The organism is Lysinibacillus contaminans, from assembly GCF_001278945.1.
In the GTDB taxonomy this organism is placed as follows: domain Bacteria; phylum Bacillota; class Bacilli; order Bacillales_A; family Planococcaceae; genus Lysinibacillus; species Lysinibacillus contaminans.
In genome coordinates, this window is record NZ_LGRV01000003.1 from 1,801,994 (window position 1) to 1,818,966 (window position 16,973).

General features: G+C 39.7%; 15 protein-coding genes and 1 other RNA gene. 2 read left to right on the forward strand and 14 right to left on the reverse strand.

Annotated features, from left to right (window positions below; all coding sequences use genetic code 11):
* Positions 1–50: 50 nt before the first annotated feature.
* The 8 genes from AEA09_RS10980 to AEA09_RS11010 all read right to left on the reverse strand — a co-directional run bounded on the left by AEA09_RS10980 (position 51) and on the right by AEA09_RS11010 (position 8,232).
* The gene (locus AEA09_RS10980) at positions 51–1,187 is read right to left on the reverse strand and encodes a THUMP domain-containing class I SAM-dependent RNA methyltransferase (protein ID WP_053583877.1); all 1,137 of its coding nucleotides are present in this window, start codon (positions 1,185–1,187) and stop codon (positions 51–53) included.
* 3 nt (positions 1,188–1,190) lie between these two features.
* Complete coding sequence (locus AEA09_RS10985; RefSeq protein WP_245622830.1) at positions 1,191–2,954, reverse strand: sensor domain-containing protein; 1,764 nt, start codon at positions 2,952–2,954, stop codon at positions 1,191–1,193.
* A 277-nt stretch (positions 2,955–3,231) separates the two neighbouring features.
* Positions 3,232–3,613, reverse strand: an RNA gene (gene rnpB / locus AEA09_RS19635) — RNase P RNA component class B.
* 58 nt (positions 3,614–3,671) lie between these two features.
* Positions 3,672–3,965: a cell division regulator GpsB gene (gpsB, locus tag AEA09_RS10990; RefSeq protein ID WP_053583878.1), complete on the reverse strand. Its 294-nt coding sequence runs from the start codon at positions 3,963–3,965 to the stop codon at positions 3,672–3,674.
* 121 nt (positions 3,966–4,086) lie between these two features.
* Positions 4,087–5,337 carry a ribonuclease H-like domain-containing protein gene (locus AEA09_RS10995; protein ID WP_053583879.1) on the reverse strand — a complete coding sequence of 417 codons (1,251 nt, stop codon included), beginning with the start codon at positions 5,335–5,337 and terminating at the stop codon, positions 4,087–4,089.
* 5 nt (positions 5,338–5,342) lie between these two features.
* Positions 5,343–7,619 carry a DEAD/DEAH box helicase gene (locus tag AEA09_RS11000; RefSeq protein ID WP_053583880.1) on the reverse strand — a complete coding sequence of 759 codons (2,277 nt, stop codon included), beginning with the start codon at positions 7,617–7,619 and terminating at the stop codon, positions 5,343–5,345.
* Positions 7,591–7,977: a YppE family protein gene (locus AEA09_RS11005; protein WP_053583881.1), complete on the reverse strand. Its 387-nt coding sequence runs from the start codon at positions 7,975–7,977 to the stop codon at positions 7,591–7,593. Before AEA09_RS11005 ends, AEA09_RS11000 begins: the two co-directional genes overlap by 29 nt.
* A 57-nt stretch (positions 7,978–8,034) precedes the next feature.
* A complete protein-coding gene (locus AEA09_RS11010) occupies positions 8,035–8,232 on the reverse strand; it encodes a hypothetical protein (protein ID WP_053583882.1) in 198 nt (65 codons plus the stop codon).
* A 281-nt stretch (positions 8,233–8,513) separates the two neighbouring features.
* Here AEA09_RS11010 and recU point away from each other — a divergent pair, with 281 nt between their 5' ends.
* The gene (gene recU / locus AEA09_RS11015) at positions 8,514–9,143 is read left to right on the forward strand and encodes a Holliday junction resolvase RecU (RefSeq protein ID WP_053583883.1); all 630 of its coding nucleotides are present in this window, start codon (positions 8,514–8,516) and stop codon (positions 9,141–9,143) included.
* Between the two features lie 25 nt (positions 9,144–9,168).
* The gene (locus AEA09_RS11020; RefSeq protein WP_053583884.1) at positions 9,169–11,862 is read left to right on the forward strand and encodes a transglycosylase domain-containing protein; all 2,694 of its coding nucleotides are present in this window, start codon (positions 9,169–9,171) and stop codon (positions 11,860–11,862) included.
* A 137-nt stretch (positions 11,863–11,999) separates the two neighbouring features.
* On the opposite strand, the gene AEA09_RS11025 is transcribed toward AEA09_RS11020, so the two are convergent.
* From AEA09_RS11025 to AEA09_RS11050, 6 genes are all read right to left on the reverse strand, one after another.
* On the reverse strand, positions 12,000–12,359 hold the full coding sequence (locus AEA09_RS11025; protein ID WP_053583885.1) for a YpoC family protein: 360 nt from the start codon (positions 12,357–12,359) through the stop codon (positions 12,000–12,002).
* Complete coding sequence (nth, locus tag AEA09_RS11030; RefSeq protein ID WP_053583886.1) at positions 12,356–13,018, reverse strand: endonuclease III; 663 nt, start codon at positions 13,016–13,018, stop codon at positions 12,356–12,358. The genes AEA09_RS11025 and nth overlap by 4 nt, the downstream gene beginning before the upstream one ends.
* A 15-nt stretch (positions 13,019–13,033) precedes the next feature.
* Entirely contained in the window at positions 13,034–13,765 is a 732-nt protein-coding gene (locus tag AEA09_RS11035; RefSeq protein ID WP_053583887.1) for a DnaD domain-containing protein, read from the reverse strand.
* Between the two features lie 130 nt (positions 13,766–13,895).
* Positions 13,896–15,191: an asparagine--tRNA ligase gene (asnS, locus tag AEA09_RS11040; RefSeq protein ID WP_053583888.1), complete on the reverse strand. Its 1,296-nt coding sequence runs from the start codon at positions 15,189–15,191 to the stop codon at positions 13,896–13,898.
* Between the two features lie 28 nt (positions 15,192–15,219).
* Complete coding sequence (locus AEA09_RS11045) at positions 15,220–16,413, reverse strand: pyridoxal phosphate-dependent aminotransferase (protein ID WP_053583889.1); 1,194 nt, start codon at positions 16,411–16,413, stop codon at positions 15,220–15,222.
* A 16-nt stretch (positions 16,414–16,429) separates the two neighbouring features.
* Positions 16,430–16,912, reverse strand: a complete 483-nt coding sequence (locus AEA09_RS11050; protein WP_053583890.1) for a cell wall elongation regulator TseB-like domain-containing protein — start codon at positions 16,910–16,912, stop codon at positions 16,430–16,432.
* Between the last annotated feature and the right edge of the window lie 61 nt (positions 16,913–16,973).

Here is a 16,973-nt window from a genome sequence, read left to right on the forward strand (position 1 = left end):
AGAGCCACTTCAATCAAATATTATCCCGAATTTCTGATGATAAACCAACATTAGTCTCTTTTAGACTTTTGTCCCCAGAATTGGTAGTAATTCGTTTCAATAAAGCCATTGAATAATTTACGTTTTTTCGTCGACTGACGACCGTACAATTCTTCAAAGTTTTTCATCGATGACAGCATATAGACAGACCAAGTTGGATGATTTTTCATCACTTGTCCTAAATCACGAATAACTTGTTCGATGGCTTCCACTTCACCAATACGTTCACCGTATGGCGGGTTACCTATCATAACACCATCTGTTAGGATCGTTGTAAAATCACGTGCTTGCATTTGCTTGAACGTAATAATATCACCGAAGCCAGCTTCTCGTGCATTTTCCTGTGCAATACTAACCATGCGATGGTCAATATCAGACCCGATAATTTCGATTGGTTGATCGTAATTCGCAATACTCTCTGCTTCATCACGAACAGCATCCCAAATTTTCGCCTTCATCCATGGCCACTCTTCTGAGATAAACTCACGATTATAGCCTGGGGCAATATTTTGGCCCATCATCGCTGCTTCAAGAGCAATTGTACCTGATCCACAAAACGGATCAACAAACGGACGACTTGGGTTCCATTTTGAAATCTGCACAAGTGCTGCCGCTAATGTTTCTTTTAACGGTGCTTCCCCTTGTACTTGACGATAGCCTCGTTTATGAAGGCCAACACCCGATGTATCTATTGTTAGTGTAGCCACATCTTTTAAAATAGATACCTCAATTTTGTAAGTAGCACCAGATTCATCCAAAAAGCCAAGTCGTTTGTAATGTTGCTTCAAACGTTCAACGATTGCCTTTTTCGAAATTGCTTGGCAATCCGGTACACTAAATAATTTTGATTTCACAGATTTACCCGATACTGGGAAAGCTGCATCAACCGGTAAATATTTTTCCCACGGTAGTGCCTTTACACTTTCGAATAGTTGTTCAAACGAAGTGGCTGGGAATTGTCCTACGACAATTTTCACACGGTCCGCCACGCGTAACCATAGATTCGCACGAGCAATTGCCGTTTCGTCTCCCTCAAAATATACCTTGCCATTTTCGACCGTTGTTTCATAGCCTAGCGCTTGCACCTCTTGTGCCACAAGTGCCTCTAGACCCATTGCTGATGTTGCTACTAATTTATATTGTGCCATACTTTATTTCCTTCCTTGGTGTTCAATTTCCCAAAACTCAATAAATTCCAGTAATTCATTCATTGGTAAAGGCTTACTGTAGTAGAAGCCTTGGATAATATCACAATTCATCTTTCGCAGTATATCCACTTGTTGCGCTTGTTCTACACCTTCTGCCACAACTTTCATTTTTAAGCGGTGCGACATTTGAATAATCGCATCGACGACAGCTTGTTTTTCATCAAGCGAGCTAATATGTTGGATAAAGCTACGGTCAATTTTCAAGCAGTCGAGCGGGAATCGTACTAAATAACTTAAAGATGAATACCCTGTACCAAAATCATCTATTGAAATTTTAAAGCCTAGTTGTTTCAGTCTTACAAGCTTACTTACAGTTTCAGCCGCACTATTCATCACTGTACGCTCTGTTACTTCAATTTCAAAATTGTTTGCAGGCGTATTATTACGCTCTAAAATCGTCTGTATAGATTCTAAAAAGTTTTGTTGCTTAAAATGAATGCTTGAAATATTAATAGCTATTGGTAGTTTTTGTCCGAATTTCTGCAATTCGATCACAGCTTCACAAGCTTTATTAATAATAATTTCACTTAACGGAATGATTAGCCCTGTTTCTTCCGCATAAGGGATAAACTCTGCTGGTGAGACAAATCCTAATTTTTTATTATTCCAACGTACTAGCGCTTCTAAACCCTGAATTGTATCTTTTTCTATATCAATTTTCGGTTGGAAATATAATTCGAATTCCTGATTTTCAATGGCTTTACGTAGTTCAGCATCCAAAAGTAGGACACGCTGAGAATCTGTTTGTAGTTCATCAAAATAAAATGCATAGCCATTTCGCCCATTTTTCTTCGAATATGACATCGCCTTTTCAGCACAGTGGATTAATTCTTCAGTGGATTCACCATCTATGGGATGCATACTTATACCAATACTTGTTGAAATAAAAACGTCTTGACCGTTAATGTCCAGAGGTTGTTCAATGACGTCAATGATTTGTTCAGCAAACTTTGCTGCTTCTTTTACATTTTTCACATTTGTTAATGTAATGATAAATTCATCGCCACCATATCTAGCAACGATATCTTTGTTTTTTAGCAGTGTTTGAATTCTATTTGCCGTTTCTACAAGAATCGTATCGCCGTTAGCATGTCCTAATGTATCATTAACTAATTGAAAACGATCTAAATCTAAGACGTAGACAGCATGCTGCACTGAATGAGAAATAGTAGAAGTCGACTCTAATAAGCTATCCATTCTCTCAATATAAGCAAATCGATTTGATACATCCGTTAATGAGTCTGTTAATAAACGTTTCTCTAATTCATGTTCTGCTATTTTTCTTTCAGACAAATCTGAGAATATACCACAATAATTTGTAATTTCGCCCTCATCGTTGGTTACACCTACAATGGTCAACCACTCAGGGTATACATCTCCCATTTTTCGGCGATTCCAAATTTCACCTTGCCAGATTCCTTCTTGTCGTATCTTTTCCCACATAGCTATGTAAAAAGGTAGCTCATGTACACCAGATTGTAAAACTGCTGGGGATTTCCCAATCACTTCGTCTCGTTTATAGCCTGTAACGAATTCGAAAGCAGGATTTACCATCACAATTTTTTTATTCTTATCGGTGATCATGATGCCTTCTGATACATTTTCAAAAATTTTCATCATTAATGCAATAGGATAATTAGAAATCGAATTTAGCTTCTCCAGACTAGTACGATTATTTGCAACGTTCATGTTTTGGTTCCATCCCATCTCATTTGCTACCTTCGTTTAAGAAAAGCGCTAAAGTGCCTGTGTCCCCCAAAAATGTCCGTAAAAACGCCACCTCTTGTGTCATAGCCAACAGATGTTTTTAAAAGCAAACGCGTTAAGCACTGGCCCATAACCAACATCATGTCAGTAATAACCTCAAGGGATGGCGCCCTACTAAGACATCAATTAAAACTTTTTTACTTTTATTCTATTACAAAAGAAAAGCTCTCCACCTAATTGGAGAGCGCTTGATATCAAATAGGTATACATCAAAAAATTCAGTAAGCCATGTTTTGTTCCCGAGTACTCAAACAGCTTACGCCTCGTACGGCCGGGTAGTAATCATCTATCTACGAAAGCGTGCTTTCGTCCCTCCATCCGTTCAATTCCTTCAGGAGAGTGCCCCTACCATAATTTGGGTTTCTCACTCGTGGGGTTTACCTCGTTCCACCTTGCATGTTTCCAAGCAAGCATCGTCACTGTGGCACTTTCAGGAAGTTTCAACCATATCATAAAGACTTAGGTTTTCCTTCCGCCGTCAGCTTTTAGGCTGCCTTACCTTATTTTTTCAGTAAGCACGAACACTACGGTCATCGCAGAACCGTGTGAGCATGGACTTTCCTCTACGACGTCTAGCGTCGCAGCGATTACTCGAATTTCATGATGATACGAATATTATACTAGAGATTTACGAGAAATACAACATATTTGCAAAAATCATTCGTACAACTTACTACCAAATACATGTTTTTCCAAATTAGAAAGTCGTTTCAAAATATCGAAATTTGTTGTGCCATTAGTAGGTGCAACACTTTGTCTTTTTGGTATAGTTTCAACTTCTTCTTTTAATTGTCTATTCTCTTCTCTAAGTTGGGCCACTACTTTTTCAAACGTTTCATAATCTTGAATAATTTCATCAAGAAATGAATCGACTTCTTCCACATTGTAACCTTTAAAGTTTTTCTTAAATTCTTTTTCAAGAATCATTTTTGACGTTAATTTAATGTCCATTCACATCGCCCTTCCTTACACAGTGCGTACACGGATTTATTATAGCATATTTCATATAAATATATCGTTCAAAACGTGATTAAAACGCTAAACTTGTCATATTTTGCGCTTCCCCAGGAAATTATTTCTTATTTTCCAACCGATGAAGCCGCTTTTCCAAAGAAATTCCCCATTTCTTCTTCTGCTCTTCACGTAATTCCTCAATGGTTGTGATGAGTTGTAAACCTTGCATTGTGTAGCTTTTCGCTTTTTGAAGATCCTTAATTTGATGTTCATAAAGCATCGCTAATTGCTCCAATGCCAGTAATCTCTTCCTTGCGTCTACAAAATGAAGAGACGCTACAAAGGCATCGATAGCTTCATTGTATTGTTTATTTCGTTTTAGTTGAAAAGCTAAATGAAATTGGGCATCTCCTGCTTCGAGTGCATTAAACTGTGACGTCACCTTTTCTAATACTTTGACGCTTTTGGCGCCCTCTTTTAAATCCGCATACCATTTCCCAATATTTGTGTACGTTTTGGCAGATTCAACATCCGCTTCTTCAAATAATAGATTTGTAGAATGGACATAAAGTGTAATGAGCGACAGTAAATCCCACTCATTATGCAACAAGACTTTCATCAGTGCGTCAGGTACACCACTTTTCACCGCGTCTAAATAAATAATTGGTGCTAAATAGCCTGGAATATCTCCATTTCGCAAAAATCCAAGCTTCTCTTCCTCAACCGACTTCAGTTTCATGCGCTCCATATCATTTTTCCATAATCGCTTGGAACTATGCAGCAAATCGATTTGACGTTGTGCACGTAATTTCGGTAAGACTTTTTGGTTGAGCGTCCAACGTGTTTCAAGCATAGGCCAATCAAAGCTCTTACCATTATACGTAACAACTGTCGCCGTTTTTTGCCAAAGCTTCGATTCAAATAAAAGTGCCGCTTCATGAGCTGGGTCTGCTAATACATATTGAGTCAGCACAAAATTCTCCTCGGCTACTTCTAAAAAACCAAGTAAAAAAATTTGTGTCCCCACACCTTTTAAGCCTGTCGTTTCCGTATCAAAAAACAGCACATTCTCTTCAATATCTATTGAGTATGGATGCGAAAAATCAGCGTTCTGCCATTTGTTAACAGCGTTAAAAAACTCCTGTAACTGATAATGTCCATGCTGATACGTTAGCGGAAAGTGAACTTCTCGTAAAAAGACAATTCCAAAGTCATTATCAATGCGCGTTAAACCCGCTTGCTCCCACTGCGATGTATACCTAGGGACTTCAGGTTTTTGAAAGGCTGGTTTTGGCTCGTTTGATTTGGGCTTTTCCACTTTTTTACCGAGCATCTTTTTCATCTGTAGTATTTTATTTTCGTAAGACATCTATATCACTCATTTTCTGCTAGTAAAGTACGGATGACATGTAAGACTCTGCCCTTTGCTTGCTGTAGACTATCTTGCGCACCTATGCAGGATGGACAGCCTTCTACACATGCACAGTTAGCTACATGTTGTTTTGTTTTCACCAGTAACTCTTCCCATAAATCGTATACCTTTTCACTTAACCCAATGCCGCCAGGATATTTATCATACACAAAAAACGTAGGAGCTTCATTATGTGTTGCTTTCACTTGCGGTACAACAGCCACATCACTACTATCACACTGGATAAATAGCGGAATAAATGCATTCATCGCATATGCTGCCCCTGTCATCGCATCCGTTAGCTCTGCATCCGACCATTTTTCAGGTGCTGTAAAAGATAACCACGAAGAACTAGTATGCATTTCATCCGGTGGTAAATGAATTGGCCCTGAGCCAATATTGTCGTGTGTGTTAAAACGAATTTTTTTAAAAATCGTCGCCTGCGCCACAAGCCCGACATCACCAAAGCTAATTGTTCCGCCGTGATAATCACGACTGCGATCTTCCTCAAGTACCTTCATTTCAACCGCTAAATTGGCATCCGTGTAATAGTCGACATCCACTTCACGCACAAAGGCCTTTTTCTCTTCCCAATCAAGCTTTTCGACTTGGAATTGAATGCCTTGATGCAAATAAATCGCTTCTTCATGTAGTAATGTCATGGCACTATGACGGTCCATTTCTCCAATCACCTTCGTCTGTGCTGGCACGGTCATATCAATAATCACTACGTTTTCCTGTGAGGCTGAACGAAGGCTAATATCATGTGCTGGGAAACGATCACTCATCCAGTGCCACTTATTACTCGTCTTAAAAACAACACCCTCTTCTGCTAAATAATCGAGCAGCTCTTGGATTTCGTATTCCCCATAAGCATCATTTACTGAAAAAGGCAGTTCAAACGCTGCACATTTTAAATGGTCCATTAAAATCAGCATATTTTCCGGATAAATTCGTGCCTCTTCCGGCGCACTGCCGAGTAAAAATAACGGATGCTGCACCACATACTGATCGAGTGCCGTTGACTGTGCCACATAAATAATAAGCGCCTCATCTTGGCGTCGCCCTGCACGTCCAGCTTGCTGCCATGCACTCGCAATATTTCCCGGGTAACCTGTCATAATACAAGCCTGTAATTGGCCAATATCTACTCCAAGCTCTAGCGCATTTGTACTGACCACCGTTTTAATTGACCCATCACGTAGGCCCTTTTCAATAACCCGACGCTCTGACGGCAAATAACCACCACGATAGCCACGTACAGATTCATCTAGTAATTTATCACGCGTAAGTTCCTTTAAATAGGTTACAATCATTTCCACTCGTACACGGCTCTTTGCAAAAATAATCGTTTGAATGCCTGCTGTATATAATTTTTTGGCTAAATCACTTACTTCTAATACAGCACTGCGGCGTACACCAAATGTTTTATGGACGATTGGTGGGTTATAAAATAAAAATGTCTTTTTCCCAACAGGTGCACCCGAATCAGCAATTAAAACATGCTTTTCATTCGTTAAATTTTCAGCAAGCTCCTTTGGATTTTTAATCGTAGCAGACGTACAGATAAACACGGGCTTACTCCCATAAAATTCGCAAATACGCTTCAGCCTGCGAATGACATGCGCTACGTGCGAACCAAATACACCCTTATATGTATGCAATTCATCAATGACGATATACTGCAAATTTTCAAAGAGTGATACCCATTTTGTATGATGCGGCAAAATGCCTGAATGCAACATATCAGGGTTTGTCATCACAATATGACCAGCCTTACGTACTTTTTGACGAATGCCTGGTGCTGTATCACCATCGTACGTATAGCTAAAGATTTCCTCGCCAGTTTGTTCAATTAGGTCATTCAAATCATTTTTTTGATCTTGTGCGAGTGCCTTTGTCGGAAATAAATAAATCGCACGCGCATTTTTGTCTTCAAGAATTTTTTGTAATACTGGCAAGTGATAGCAATATGATTTTCCAGAAGCAGTTGGCGTGACCGCCGTAAACGATTGCCCACTACTAGCTACATCAAATGCTTCCCGCTGATGCGTATATAATTGTTGAATACCACGTGTGATAAGTGCTTTGACCAGTGAGGGATGTAAAGTTTCTGGAAAAGGAGCCAGTTTTGCCTCACGCCCATCTAATGTATGCCAATGTAAGATACGCTCTTTTAATTCTTCATCATAGCGCCACTCATTTAACAGTTCACTTATCGTCCGTTTTTTCGACAGCATCTATTTCTTCCCCCTCTAGTAGACGGTAAAAGTTTTTCATTGTATAGGAAGTGGAGTGTGTCGCATCCAAGAAACGTTTTTTACTTGTTTCCTTATAAAAGGATTGCACAACAAATTGCTCCATCGATTCAACCGCTGAAGCAATTTGTTGTGAATGCATATATTTCGGACGATTTTCTTTGATCCAAGCATCTGCTTGTTGCTGCCAGTCTTTTAATAACGCATGTATGTTGTCTGCATGCGGCTTTACTTCCTGAAAAAAATCTGGCGCGCGATCTTCCTCACGCATTTTCCAAAATCGTTCTACACATTGTGCACATTCATCTATTAAAATTGAAGTTTTTTCTATTAATAACATACCATTTGCACCTCATTTGTTCATTTCGAATTGTATATGAGGTTAGTGTACCAAAGTCTATCGTTTTTCACTACTATTAGGCGAACAAGCATTCTTTACTTGACCCTTCATTTCTGCTAAGCTTACTTTCTGATTTAGTGATTCTATTTGCACAAAAAATTCCATGCTGTGTACGTTGTGTTCCAAAGATACTCTTGTTAAAAGGAATTGATTGACTAAATCCAACTGTGCAACTAATCGTCCCAACTTGTTCAACAAACCGCCCCCTTTTTCTTATGTATTTGTATTCCTCACACGTATAGAATTACCTTCACATGTGACAAAATAAGAGCAAGTTGGTGGAAAGAAGAATTAATTCGCTAAATTTTTATTGTTTCTTACACCTTAGCTTAATTGATGATGATTTAATGAACGTTGGGATACCGAATATTCCGGACTATAATTGCATATATCTACCACTTATAGAAATGGGATTCTTCTACTGAATCATGTTAAAATATCGTGTATAATAGCAGTATTATAGAGGGTGATAAAAAGTGACAATTCGCTATCCGAACGGAAAGGTTTACACGCCAAAGACGCCTATAACTAAAACTGAAAAGACGGAAAAGATGGAAAAGGAAAAAGATTTTTCCTTTAGTAACCGTGGGAAAACATTAGAAGATGAAATCGATGAAGCAAACGCTTATTATCTAAACAGACAACTTGCCGTGATTCACAAGAAACCTGTTCCCGTACAAATCGTCAAAGTAGAGTATCCATCACGAAGTGCAGCTGTCATTAGAGAAGCCTATTTCCGAACGCCATCGACAACAGACTATAATGGCGTATGGAACGGGTATTATATCGATTTTGATGCAAAGGAAACCTCCTCTAAAACGAGTTTTCCTTTGAAAAATATTCACACACATCAAATGACACATATGCAGAAAGTGACGGAACAATTAGGTGTGGCCTTTATTCTCATGCGCTTTTCAACACTTGAGCGCTATTTTATTGTGCCATACGAAGTTTTACAAAAAGCCTGGTGTGCTATGGAAAAAGGTGAACGGAAATCGATACCGCTGACACAAATTGAACAAGAAGCGTATGAAATTCCGACAAGCTACTATCCAAGAATCGATTATTTAAACGTCTTACAGCAATTTATCGAATCTAAAGACTAGGTTTTGAAAGTGAGGAGATTATAAAATGACTGAACGTCGTCAAACACGCGGAGATCTGAAGAAGGCTCGCGCTAGAAAAAATAAAAAGGATACACCAAACACACCTCTAAAAATATGGCTTAAACGTATTTTCTTAACGGTACTATTTATAGGAGTGACTGGTTTAGTAGCCGGGGCTGGTTTATTTGCTTTTTATGCAAGTACAGCACCTGAACTCGATGAGGAACTATTAAAAGACCCTGTTTCATCTGAGTTTTACGATAATACCGGAGAAATCTTTGCCACAATCGGGGCTGAAAACCGACAATATGTGAAATTTGAAGATATACCTGAGGATATGGTCAATGCCGTACTTGCAACAGAAGACGTACGATTTTTTGAACATCATGGTATCGATTTCTATCGACTAGGTGGCGCCGTTCTTGCCAACATACGTGATGGATTCGGTGCTCAAGGAGCTTCCACTCTAACACAACAAGTTGTCAAAAACTCATTTTTACAAAATGAGAAAAAATTAAAACGTAAAGCACAAGAAGCTTGGCTTGCCATCAAACTTGAACGTAAATATTCGAAAGAAGAAATTTTCGAAATGTACTTCAACAAAGTTCTGATGTCAGGACGTGTTTACGGAATCGGCACAGCTGCGAAATACTTCTATGGAAAAGAATTAGATGAATTAAATTTAGCTGAAGAAGCAATGCTCGCAGGTATGGTGCAATTACCAAATGCTTATAACCCAATTAAAAACCCTGAGCGTGCTGAAAAACGTCGTAACATCGTATTAGGCTTAATGTTGCAACACGGGAAAATAACTGAGGCCGAAATGGAAGAAGCAAAAGCAGTTGACGTTCAAGCAGGTCTTGCTGACGAAGCTACACGCCAAACTTTTGCAGGCACTAAATATGATGCCTTCTTAGATATCGTCCTTAATGAGCTTGAAGAAGAGGGTGATGGCTCCGCATTGGCAGAAGGGATTAAAGTTTACACAACACTTGATCCAAATGCACAGCAGACTGTTGAAGGCATTATGAATGATGATAGCAACTTCCCAACAGAAAATATCCAATCTGGGGTCGCTGTTATTGATACAAAAACAGGTCAAATAAAAGCAGTTGGTGGCGGTCGCAATTACGGCGCTGAGCGGAAATTTAACTACGCTGATGACTTAACAATGAACCAACCTGGTTCAACTATGAAACCGTTACTCGATTACGGCCCTGCTATTGAATATTTAAAATGGTCAACAGGTCAAACAGTAGTCGATGAGCCTATGAACTATACAAACAGCAAACAAACGATTACAAACTGGGACGGCAAATATATGGGTACTATGTCTGCACGTAAAGCACTATACGCTTCACGTAACGTACCAGCCGTTAAAACATTTAAAGAAGTCGGTCCGGATAAAGCGAAAGAATTTATCAGTGGGCTAGGTATTGAAGCGAAAAATGTGTACGAATCGGATGCAATCGGAGGAGGAGATATTACGATGTCCCCTATCCAAATGGCTTCTGCCTATGCTGCATTTGGGAATAACGGGGTTTACACGGAACCTTATGCCATTACAAAAATTGTTTACCGTGATGGTAAAACAGAGAAAAACTATACGCCAGAATCTGATGTTGCGATGAGTGATTACACAGCTTATATGGTGACAGATATGCTTCGTGACGTTGTAAGTAACAAGCCTGATGCGTCTGGTTCATATGCGAATGTATCCGGCCTAGATATCGCTGGTAAAACAGGAACAACGAACTATTCAGCTGATGAATTTAACAAATACAATTTACCAGATACAAGTGTGCCTGATTCTTGGTTTGCAGGTTACACGACGAACTACTCAATTGCTATTTGGAGTGGGTATGAAAAACGCTCTGAACCTATCACAACATGGGATGAACGTCGTTTACCACAAAAGCTATTTAAGAATATTATGAGTTCGTTATCTGCAGACATTGAGACTGAACGTTTCAAAAAACCAAGTTCTGTTGTAGAAGCAACTGTTGAAATTGGCACATCTCCATTAAAATTGGCGAGTGAGTTTACACCAGCAGATAAACGTCAAACAGAGTTATTCGTGCGTGGTACTGAGCCGACTGAAGTCTCAAGTGAATACGAAGCACCAACAATTTCTGCGCCTTATAACGTAAGTGCAAACTTAGACTTAGGTGGGCAATCTATCAATATTGGTTGGTCACACGATTCAACAATTGATGAAGAAACAAGCGAACCAATACCTGTAACATTCGAAGTAACTGCTGCACTTGAGGGCGGCGAAACAATTACGCTCGGCACTACAGAAAGTAACGGACTTACAGTAGCCAATACTCTTTCTGAAGGCAACTATGTCATTTCTGTCGTGGCCATTATGGATGATGTACGAAGCGAACCAGGAACAACTTCCATTCAGGTAACAAGCATGACTGAGGAAGATGACGAAATAGAAGAACCCGAAACACCTGATTTAGAAACACCATTACCTCCTGATCAAAATGAAAATAATAAACCAAACAATGGTAACAATAATAACGGTAATGGTAATGGCAATGAGAATGGAAATGGAAATGGAAATGGAAACGGAAACGGAAACGGAAACGGAAACGGAAACGGAAATAATGGCAATGGCGGCAACAGTAACGGTCAACCCGGAACAGTTCCACCGACACAGCCAACAACGCCTGTAAATCCGAATGAAGATGAGGATGAAACAGTCGAATAACCTTAAAGTAGAGTAGCCTTTTTAGATGGCTACTCTGCTTTTTTTTACTTATATTTGCTGTGTATTTTGCATTTTATCCGTCTAACCCTCCCATATATAAAAAAAGCAGCTACTATAAAAGTAGCTGCTCTCTTTTTCTATTTCTTTGCCGCCTGCAAACGTAGACGTGCAGTACGTTTTTTCGTTTCTTTAAATAACTCACCCAGTTGGCGATAGCACGCGTATTGACCTGGCTTTGTCTTTATAAAGGCTAAACGCTCTGCTCCATTAATCGGCATTAGCTCATACGTCTCAGAAGGGTCTAATGCCACTTCACTTACGTCAGCACTATCAATAAGCAGACGCTCAAATAAAACTATGGCTTCTTCCATCAAGCCCTTTGCTTCCCCGTTTCGAGCATCATGAGCTGCATGAATGCGTACCTCTAATGCCTCCCACTCGGCAAACCAAGCATCGACGATCTCTTTTGAAATTGCTTCTACACGAAAGCCAATCATACTTCTTTCACCAAACCTTTTTTCAAACGCTTTTGTCCCTCACGACAATCCGCTAGCAACGGGCAGGCATGACAACCAGGGTTTTGTGCCTTACAGTGATAACGTCCAAAGAAAATTAGCTGGTGATGCGTTTTCGACCATTTTTCTATAGGTGTTTTTTTCATAATCGTTTCTTCGACTTCAAGAACCGAATCCTTCCACCGACATAAACCTAAACGCTTTGATACACGATCAACATGTGTATCTACCGCAAGTGCTGGCACATTAAACGCCACAGACAACACAACATTTGCCGTTTTACGCCCCACGCCTGGTAATGTCACAAGCGCCTCGCGACTTGCAGGAATCTCCCCGCCATATTCAACGAGCAATCGCTCACAAAGTAATTGAATGTTTTTTGCTTTATTACGATACAAGCCAATGGAACGAATATCTTGCTGTAATTCTTCTAAAGGCACTGCTAAATAATCTTCTGGCTTTTTATATTTTTGGAATAATGTTTTTGTGACCTTATTGACAAGCACGTCCGTACACTGTGCTGATAAGAGCGTTGCAATCGTTAATTCAAACGGATTTTCATGAACAAGTTCACAATGTGCATCGGGAAACATACGATCCATTTCAGCTAAACAATGTTCCCACTGCTTTTTCGTTAACATTCTAGACCGTCCCCCTTATTCTCTCTCTTCTAACCAGTTATAAAACTGCACTTTGTTTGTCGACTGCGTTTCCTGCTGTTGCGGCGAACGAGTTGGCTGCCGATTAAAGCTTTGTTTTTCACGGAATTGTTCACTTTGGATTTGTGCGGCCTTTGGTGTCGTAATATTTTTCTTTTTCCACTCCAGTAAAATTCGGTCAATATAACGAATGCTCATTTTACTAGCAAATACAGCTTCCTTCAACGCCTCTTTGATGAGGGCTGGGCTATGCTTGTCCTCATCTAACCACTGACCAATTTTTTCAAGCTCTAAAGGAGATAAAAGACGCCCCATTTCTTCTTCAAACAAACGGAATATCTCCCCCTCTTCTTGACGCACTGAAGCAGCGGATTGCTTTTGTTCCTTCATTTCAATCGCCTGCATGATGCGCTCCCAAAGTGGATAAACCGAATATTTTTCATATAATTTCCCGCCTTCATCAACATCACGTGTAATCTCGAGAAAGCCCTTTTGCATGAGGCGTTGTAAACGAGTTGAAATTTCATTGTCAGACATCGACAAACGACTCATTAAATCATTCGGTGTCGGGAAGTTGTTCCCTTCCATATGAAAGGCAAGTAAATGTATGACAATGAGTGCCTCTTCATCTTCAATGTTTAACTCCTTATAAAACTGAAAAAAAAGCTGAGGAATCGTTACATTTCCCTGCTCAGTCCACGTGCGGAGTCGGTTATTATTGCTATTCATTTATGCATGACTCCTTTTTTATGAATCGATTTGATTGGCGTCCTTCGCCAACTTTGTAAAGTTAATAAAAGCCGCGTAGCCAACAAGCTCACTACGCGACTTTTAATTGGTGTAAATTCGCACTTACCTATTAAGGATAAAGACGATTTAGTAAACGTGGGAACGGAATCGTTTCTCGAATATGTTCAGTTCCTGAAATCCATGCCACTGTTCGTTCTAATCCTAGACCGAAGCCTGAGTGCGGTACAGAGCCTTGTTTACGAAGTTCTAAATACCATGCATAAGCATCTAAAGATAAATTATGTTCTTCAAGACGAGATTTTAGTAAATCATAGTCATGGATACGCTCAGAACCACCGATAATTTCTCCGTAGCCCTCTGGTGCGATTAAGTCCGCACAAAGTACAACGTCGTCACGATCTGGATGTGGTTGCATGTAGAACGGTTTGATGCCTACCGGATAACAAGTAATGAAAACAGGTTTGTCAAATGAATTCGCAATCGCTGTTTCATGTGGTGCGCCAAAGTCATCGCCCCATTTAATATCATTGAAACCTTGTTCATGTAATAGTTTAATCGCATCATCGTAAGATATACGCGGGAACGGCGCTTTAATATTTTCAAGTGTCGATGTATCACGACCAAGGCGCTCTAATTCTAATTTACAATTAGCTAGCACTGATTGCACGATATGAGATACATATTGCTCTTGCACTTCTAAGTTTTCTTCAAATTCAACAAAAGCCATCTCCGGTTCGATCATCCAAAACTCAATTAAGTGACGACGAGTTTTAGATTTTTCTGCACGGAATGTTGGACCAAATGAGAATACTTTTCCTAATGCCATCGCAGCCGCTTCCATATAAAGCTGACCAGATTGAGAAAGATACGCATCTTCATCAAAATATTTTGTAGCAAAGAGCTCCGAAGTACCTTCAGGAGCAGAGCCTGTTAATATTGGTGGGTCCATTTTTGTAAAGCCGTTGTCGTTGAAAAACTCATACGTTGCACGAATGATTTCGTTACGGATTTTCATCACTGCATGTTGCTTACGAGAGCGCAACCATAAATGGCGGTTATCCATTAAAAACTCTGGACCATGCTCTTTTGGTGTGATTGGGAAATCTTGTGCCACATGAATCACTTCAATACCTGTTACAGCAAGCTCGCAGCCAAAGCTTGAGCGTTCGTCTGCTTTTACTTCACCTGTAATATACATAGAAGTTTCTTGTGACATCCCTTTTGCAATTGCAAAAATCTCTTCGCCTACTTCTTCTTTGACAACAACGCCTTGGACGAAGCCTGAGCCATCGCGAAGTTGTAAGAAGGCTATTTTACCACTTGAACGTTTGTTAGATAACCAAGCACCTAACTTCACTGTTTCGCCGATATGTTTTGGCATATCTTGAATCATAATTTTTTTCATATAGATCCTCCCAAGTTGGATAGAAGGATTAGTCTTGCCATTTTGATTTTACAAAAGTATCAATACGGCGGACTGCCTCTTCTAATAATTCTAAAGATGTAGCATAAGATAATCGCATTGTGGTTGGTGCACCAAACCCAGAACCTGGAATCACTGCTACGTTCGCTTCTGTTAAAATATCCGCTGCAAATGCATCTACTGAGTCATAACCAGTTTTCTCCATAGCTTCCGCTACGTCTGGAAATAAGTAAAACGCACCTTGTGGTTTTAATACCTTGAAACCAGGAATTGCACTAACTTGAGGATAGATTTTTTCAAGGCGAGATTCGAATGCTTGGCGCATTTCTTCTACAGTATCTTGTGACCCGTTATATGCTTCAACAGTTGCATACTGTGCAGTTGTTGTCGCGTTTGAAGTGGAGTGTGACGCAAGGTCAGTCATTGGTTTAATAATGTCTGCATCCCCTGCTGCATACCCAATACGCCAGCCTGTCATAGAGTGAGATTTTGCTACACCATTTACTACAATTGTACGTGCTTTAACTGCATCAGAAAGTTGAGCAATAGAAAAATGCTTAATACCATTGTATACAAGCTTTTCATAAATTTCATCTGACACGATTAGAATGTCTTTTTCTTCCGCTACAGCCGCTAGTTCAGCAAGCTCTTCGCGAGAATAAATCATACCTGATGGGTTACTTGGTGAGTTAATGATCACCGCTTTTGTTTTATCCGTTACTGCCGCGCGTAATTGATCAGCTGTAATTTTGTAGCCTTGTTCACGTGTACCTTCAACATACACTGGTACACCACCAGCTAATTTCACTTGTTCAGGATATGATACCCAGTAAGGGATTGGGATGATCACTTCATCGCCTTCATTTAAAATAACTTGGAATAACGTATAAAGAATATGTTTCGCACCGATACCCACAATCACTTCATTTGGTTTATATGTAAGGCTATTATCGCGTTGTAGTTTGTCGATGATTGCTTTTTTAAGCACTGGAAGACCGCCAGCTGGTGTATATTTTGTTTGGCCTTTTTCCATTGATTCAATCGCAGCATCCAAAATATTACGTGGCGTGTTAAAGTCTGGTTCACCAGCACCTAAGCCGATTACATCAATGCCTTGTTCTTTTAATTCTTTAGCCTTAGCAGTAATGGCTAAAGTTGAAGATGGTGTTAAAGTTTTTACACGGTTTGCTAATAAATTTTTCATACGGAATCTACTCCTCTTATAAGTTCTTAATGCGTTTCCACCATTCGCCGTTCTCAAACAAAATGTAGACATAATTGAGCTTGTCTTGGTCGTTCAAGTATGTAGCTTCCCAAACGGCACCAGGCTCTTCATAGCCCAATTTTATGTGTAGAACTTTTTGAACATTTCCTTCATTTTTCAAAACCGATAATGCTTCCTTCTCCGTAATACCATCTTCCAAAAACACTTCCTGAATCGAATCCTCTTCTAGATTCGTCGGAACAAAGACAGCCTTTTGATCACCATATTCGTCAACCCCGAAAACAGTGACATACGAACTTTTGCCATTATAAGTATACGATTCCGAGACAGACGCGAGGGCTTTGGCATCGAGTGCCAACTGTTCAGCCTGTTCTTCAATTGAATTGAAGGGTGTCTCGGCTCTCCAAAGGACTAAAATAGAAATGACAAGTGACAAAGAAACAATAAAGACAGAAATGAAAATCAACCAGTTTTTCATATATTCACCTTATGTTCTAATTCGAGCACTTCTCCGAACAAATATGCTCGACCTTTTTGAG

Coding starts and splice junctions, on each gene's coding strand:
- AEA09_RS10980 (WP_053583877.1), bottom strand. CDS start 1,187: ATGGCACAATATAAATTAGTAGCAACATCAGCAATGGGTCTAGAGGCA.
- AEA09_RS10985 (WP_245622830.1), bottom strand. CDS start 2,954: ATGGGATGGAACCAAAACATGAACGTTGCAAATAATCGTACTAGTCTG.
- gpsB (WP_053583878.1), bottom strand. CDS start 3,965: ATGGACATTAAATTAACGTCAAAAATGATTCTTGAAAAAGAATTTAAG.
- AEA09_RS10995 (WP_053583879.1), bottom strand. CDS start 5,337: ATGTCTTACGAAAATAAAATACTACAGATGAAAAAGATGCTCGGTAAA.
- AEA09_RS11000 (WP_053583880.1), bottom strand. CDS start 7,619: ATGCTGTCGAAAAAACGGACGATAAGTGAACTGTTAAATGAGTGGCGC.
- AEA09_RS11005 (WP_053583881.1), bottom strand. CDS start 7,977: ATGTTATTAATAGAAAAAACTTCAATTTTAATAGATGAATGTGCACAA.
- AEA09_RS11020 (WP_053583884.1), top strand. CDS start 9,169: ATGACTGAACGTCGTCAAACACGCGGAGATCTGAAGAAGGCTCGCGCT.
- AEA09_RS11025 (WP_053583885.1), bottom strand. CDS start 12,359: ATGATTGGCTTTCGTGTAGAAGCAATTTCAAAAGAGATCGTCGATGCT.
- nth (WP_053583886.1), bottom strand. CDS start 13,018: ATGTTAACGAAAAAGCAGTGGGAACATTGTTTAGCTGAAATGGATCGT.
- AEA09_RS11035 (WP_053583887.1), bottom strand. CDS start 13,765: ATGAATAGCAATAATAACCGACTCCGCACGTGGACTGAGCAGGGAAAT.
- asnS (WP_053583888.1), bottom strand. CDS start 15,191: ATGAAAAAAATTATGATTCAAGATATGCCAAAACATATCGGCGAAACA.
- AEA09_RS11045 (WP_053583889.1), bottom strand. CDS start 16,413: ATGAAAAATTTATTAGCAAACCGTGTAAAAACTTTAACACCATCTTCA.
- AEA09_RS11050 (WP_053583890.1), bottom strand. CDS start 16,912: ATGAAAAACTGGTTGATTTTCATTTCTGTCTTTATTGTTTCTTTGTCA.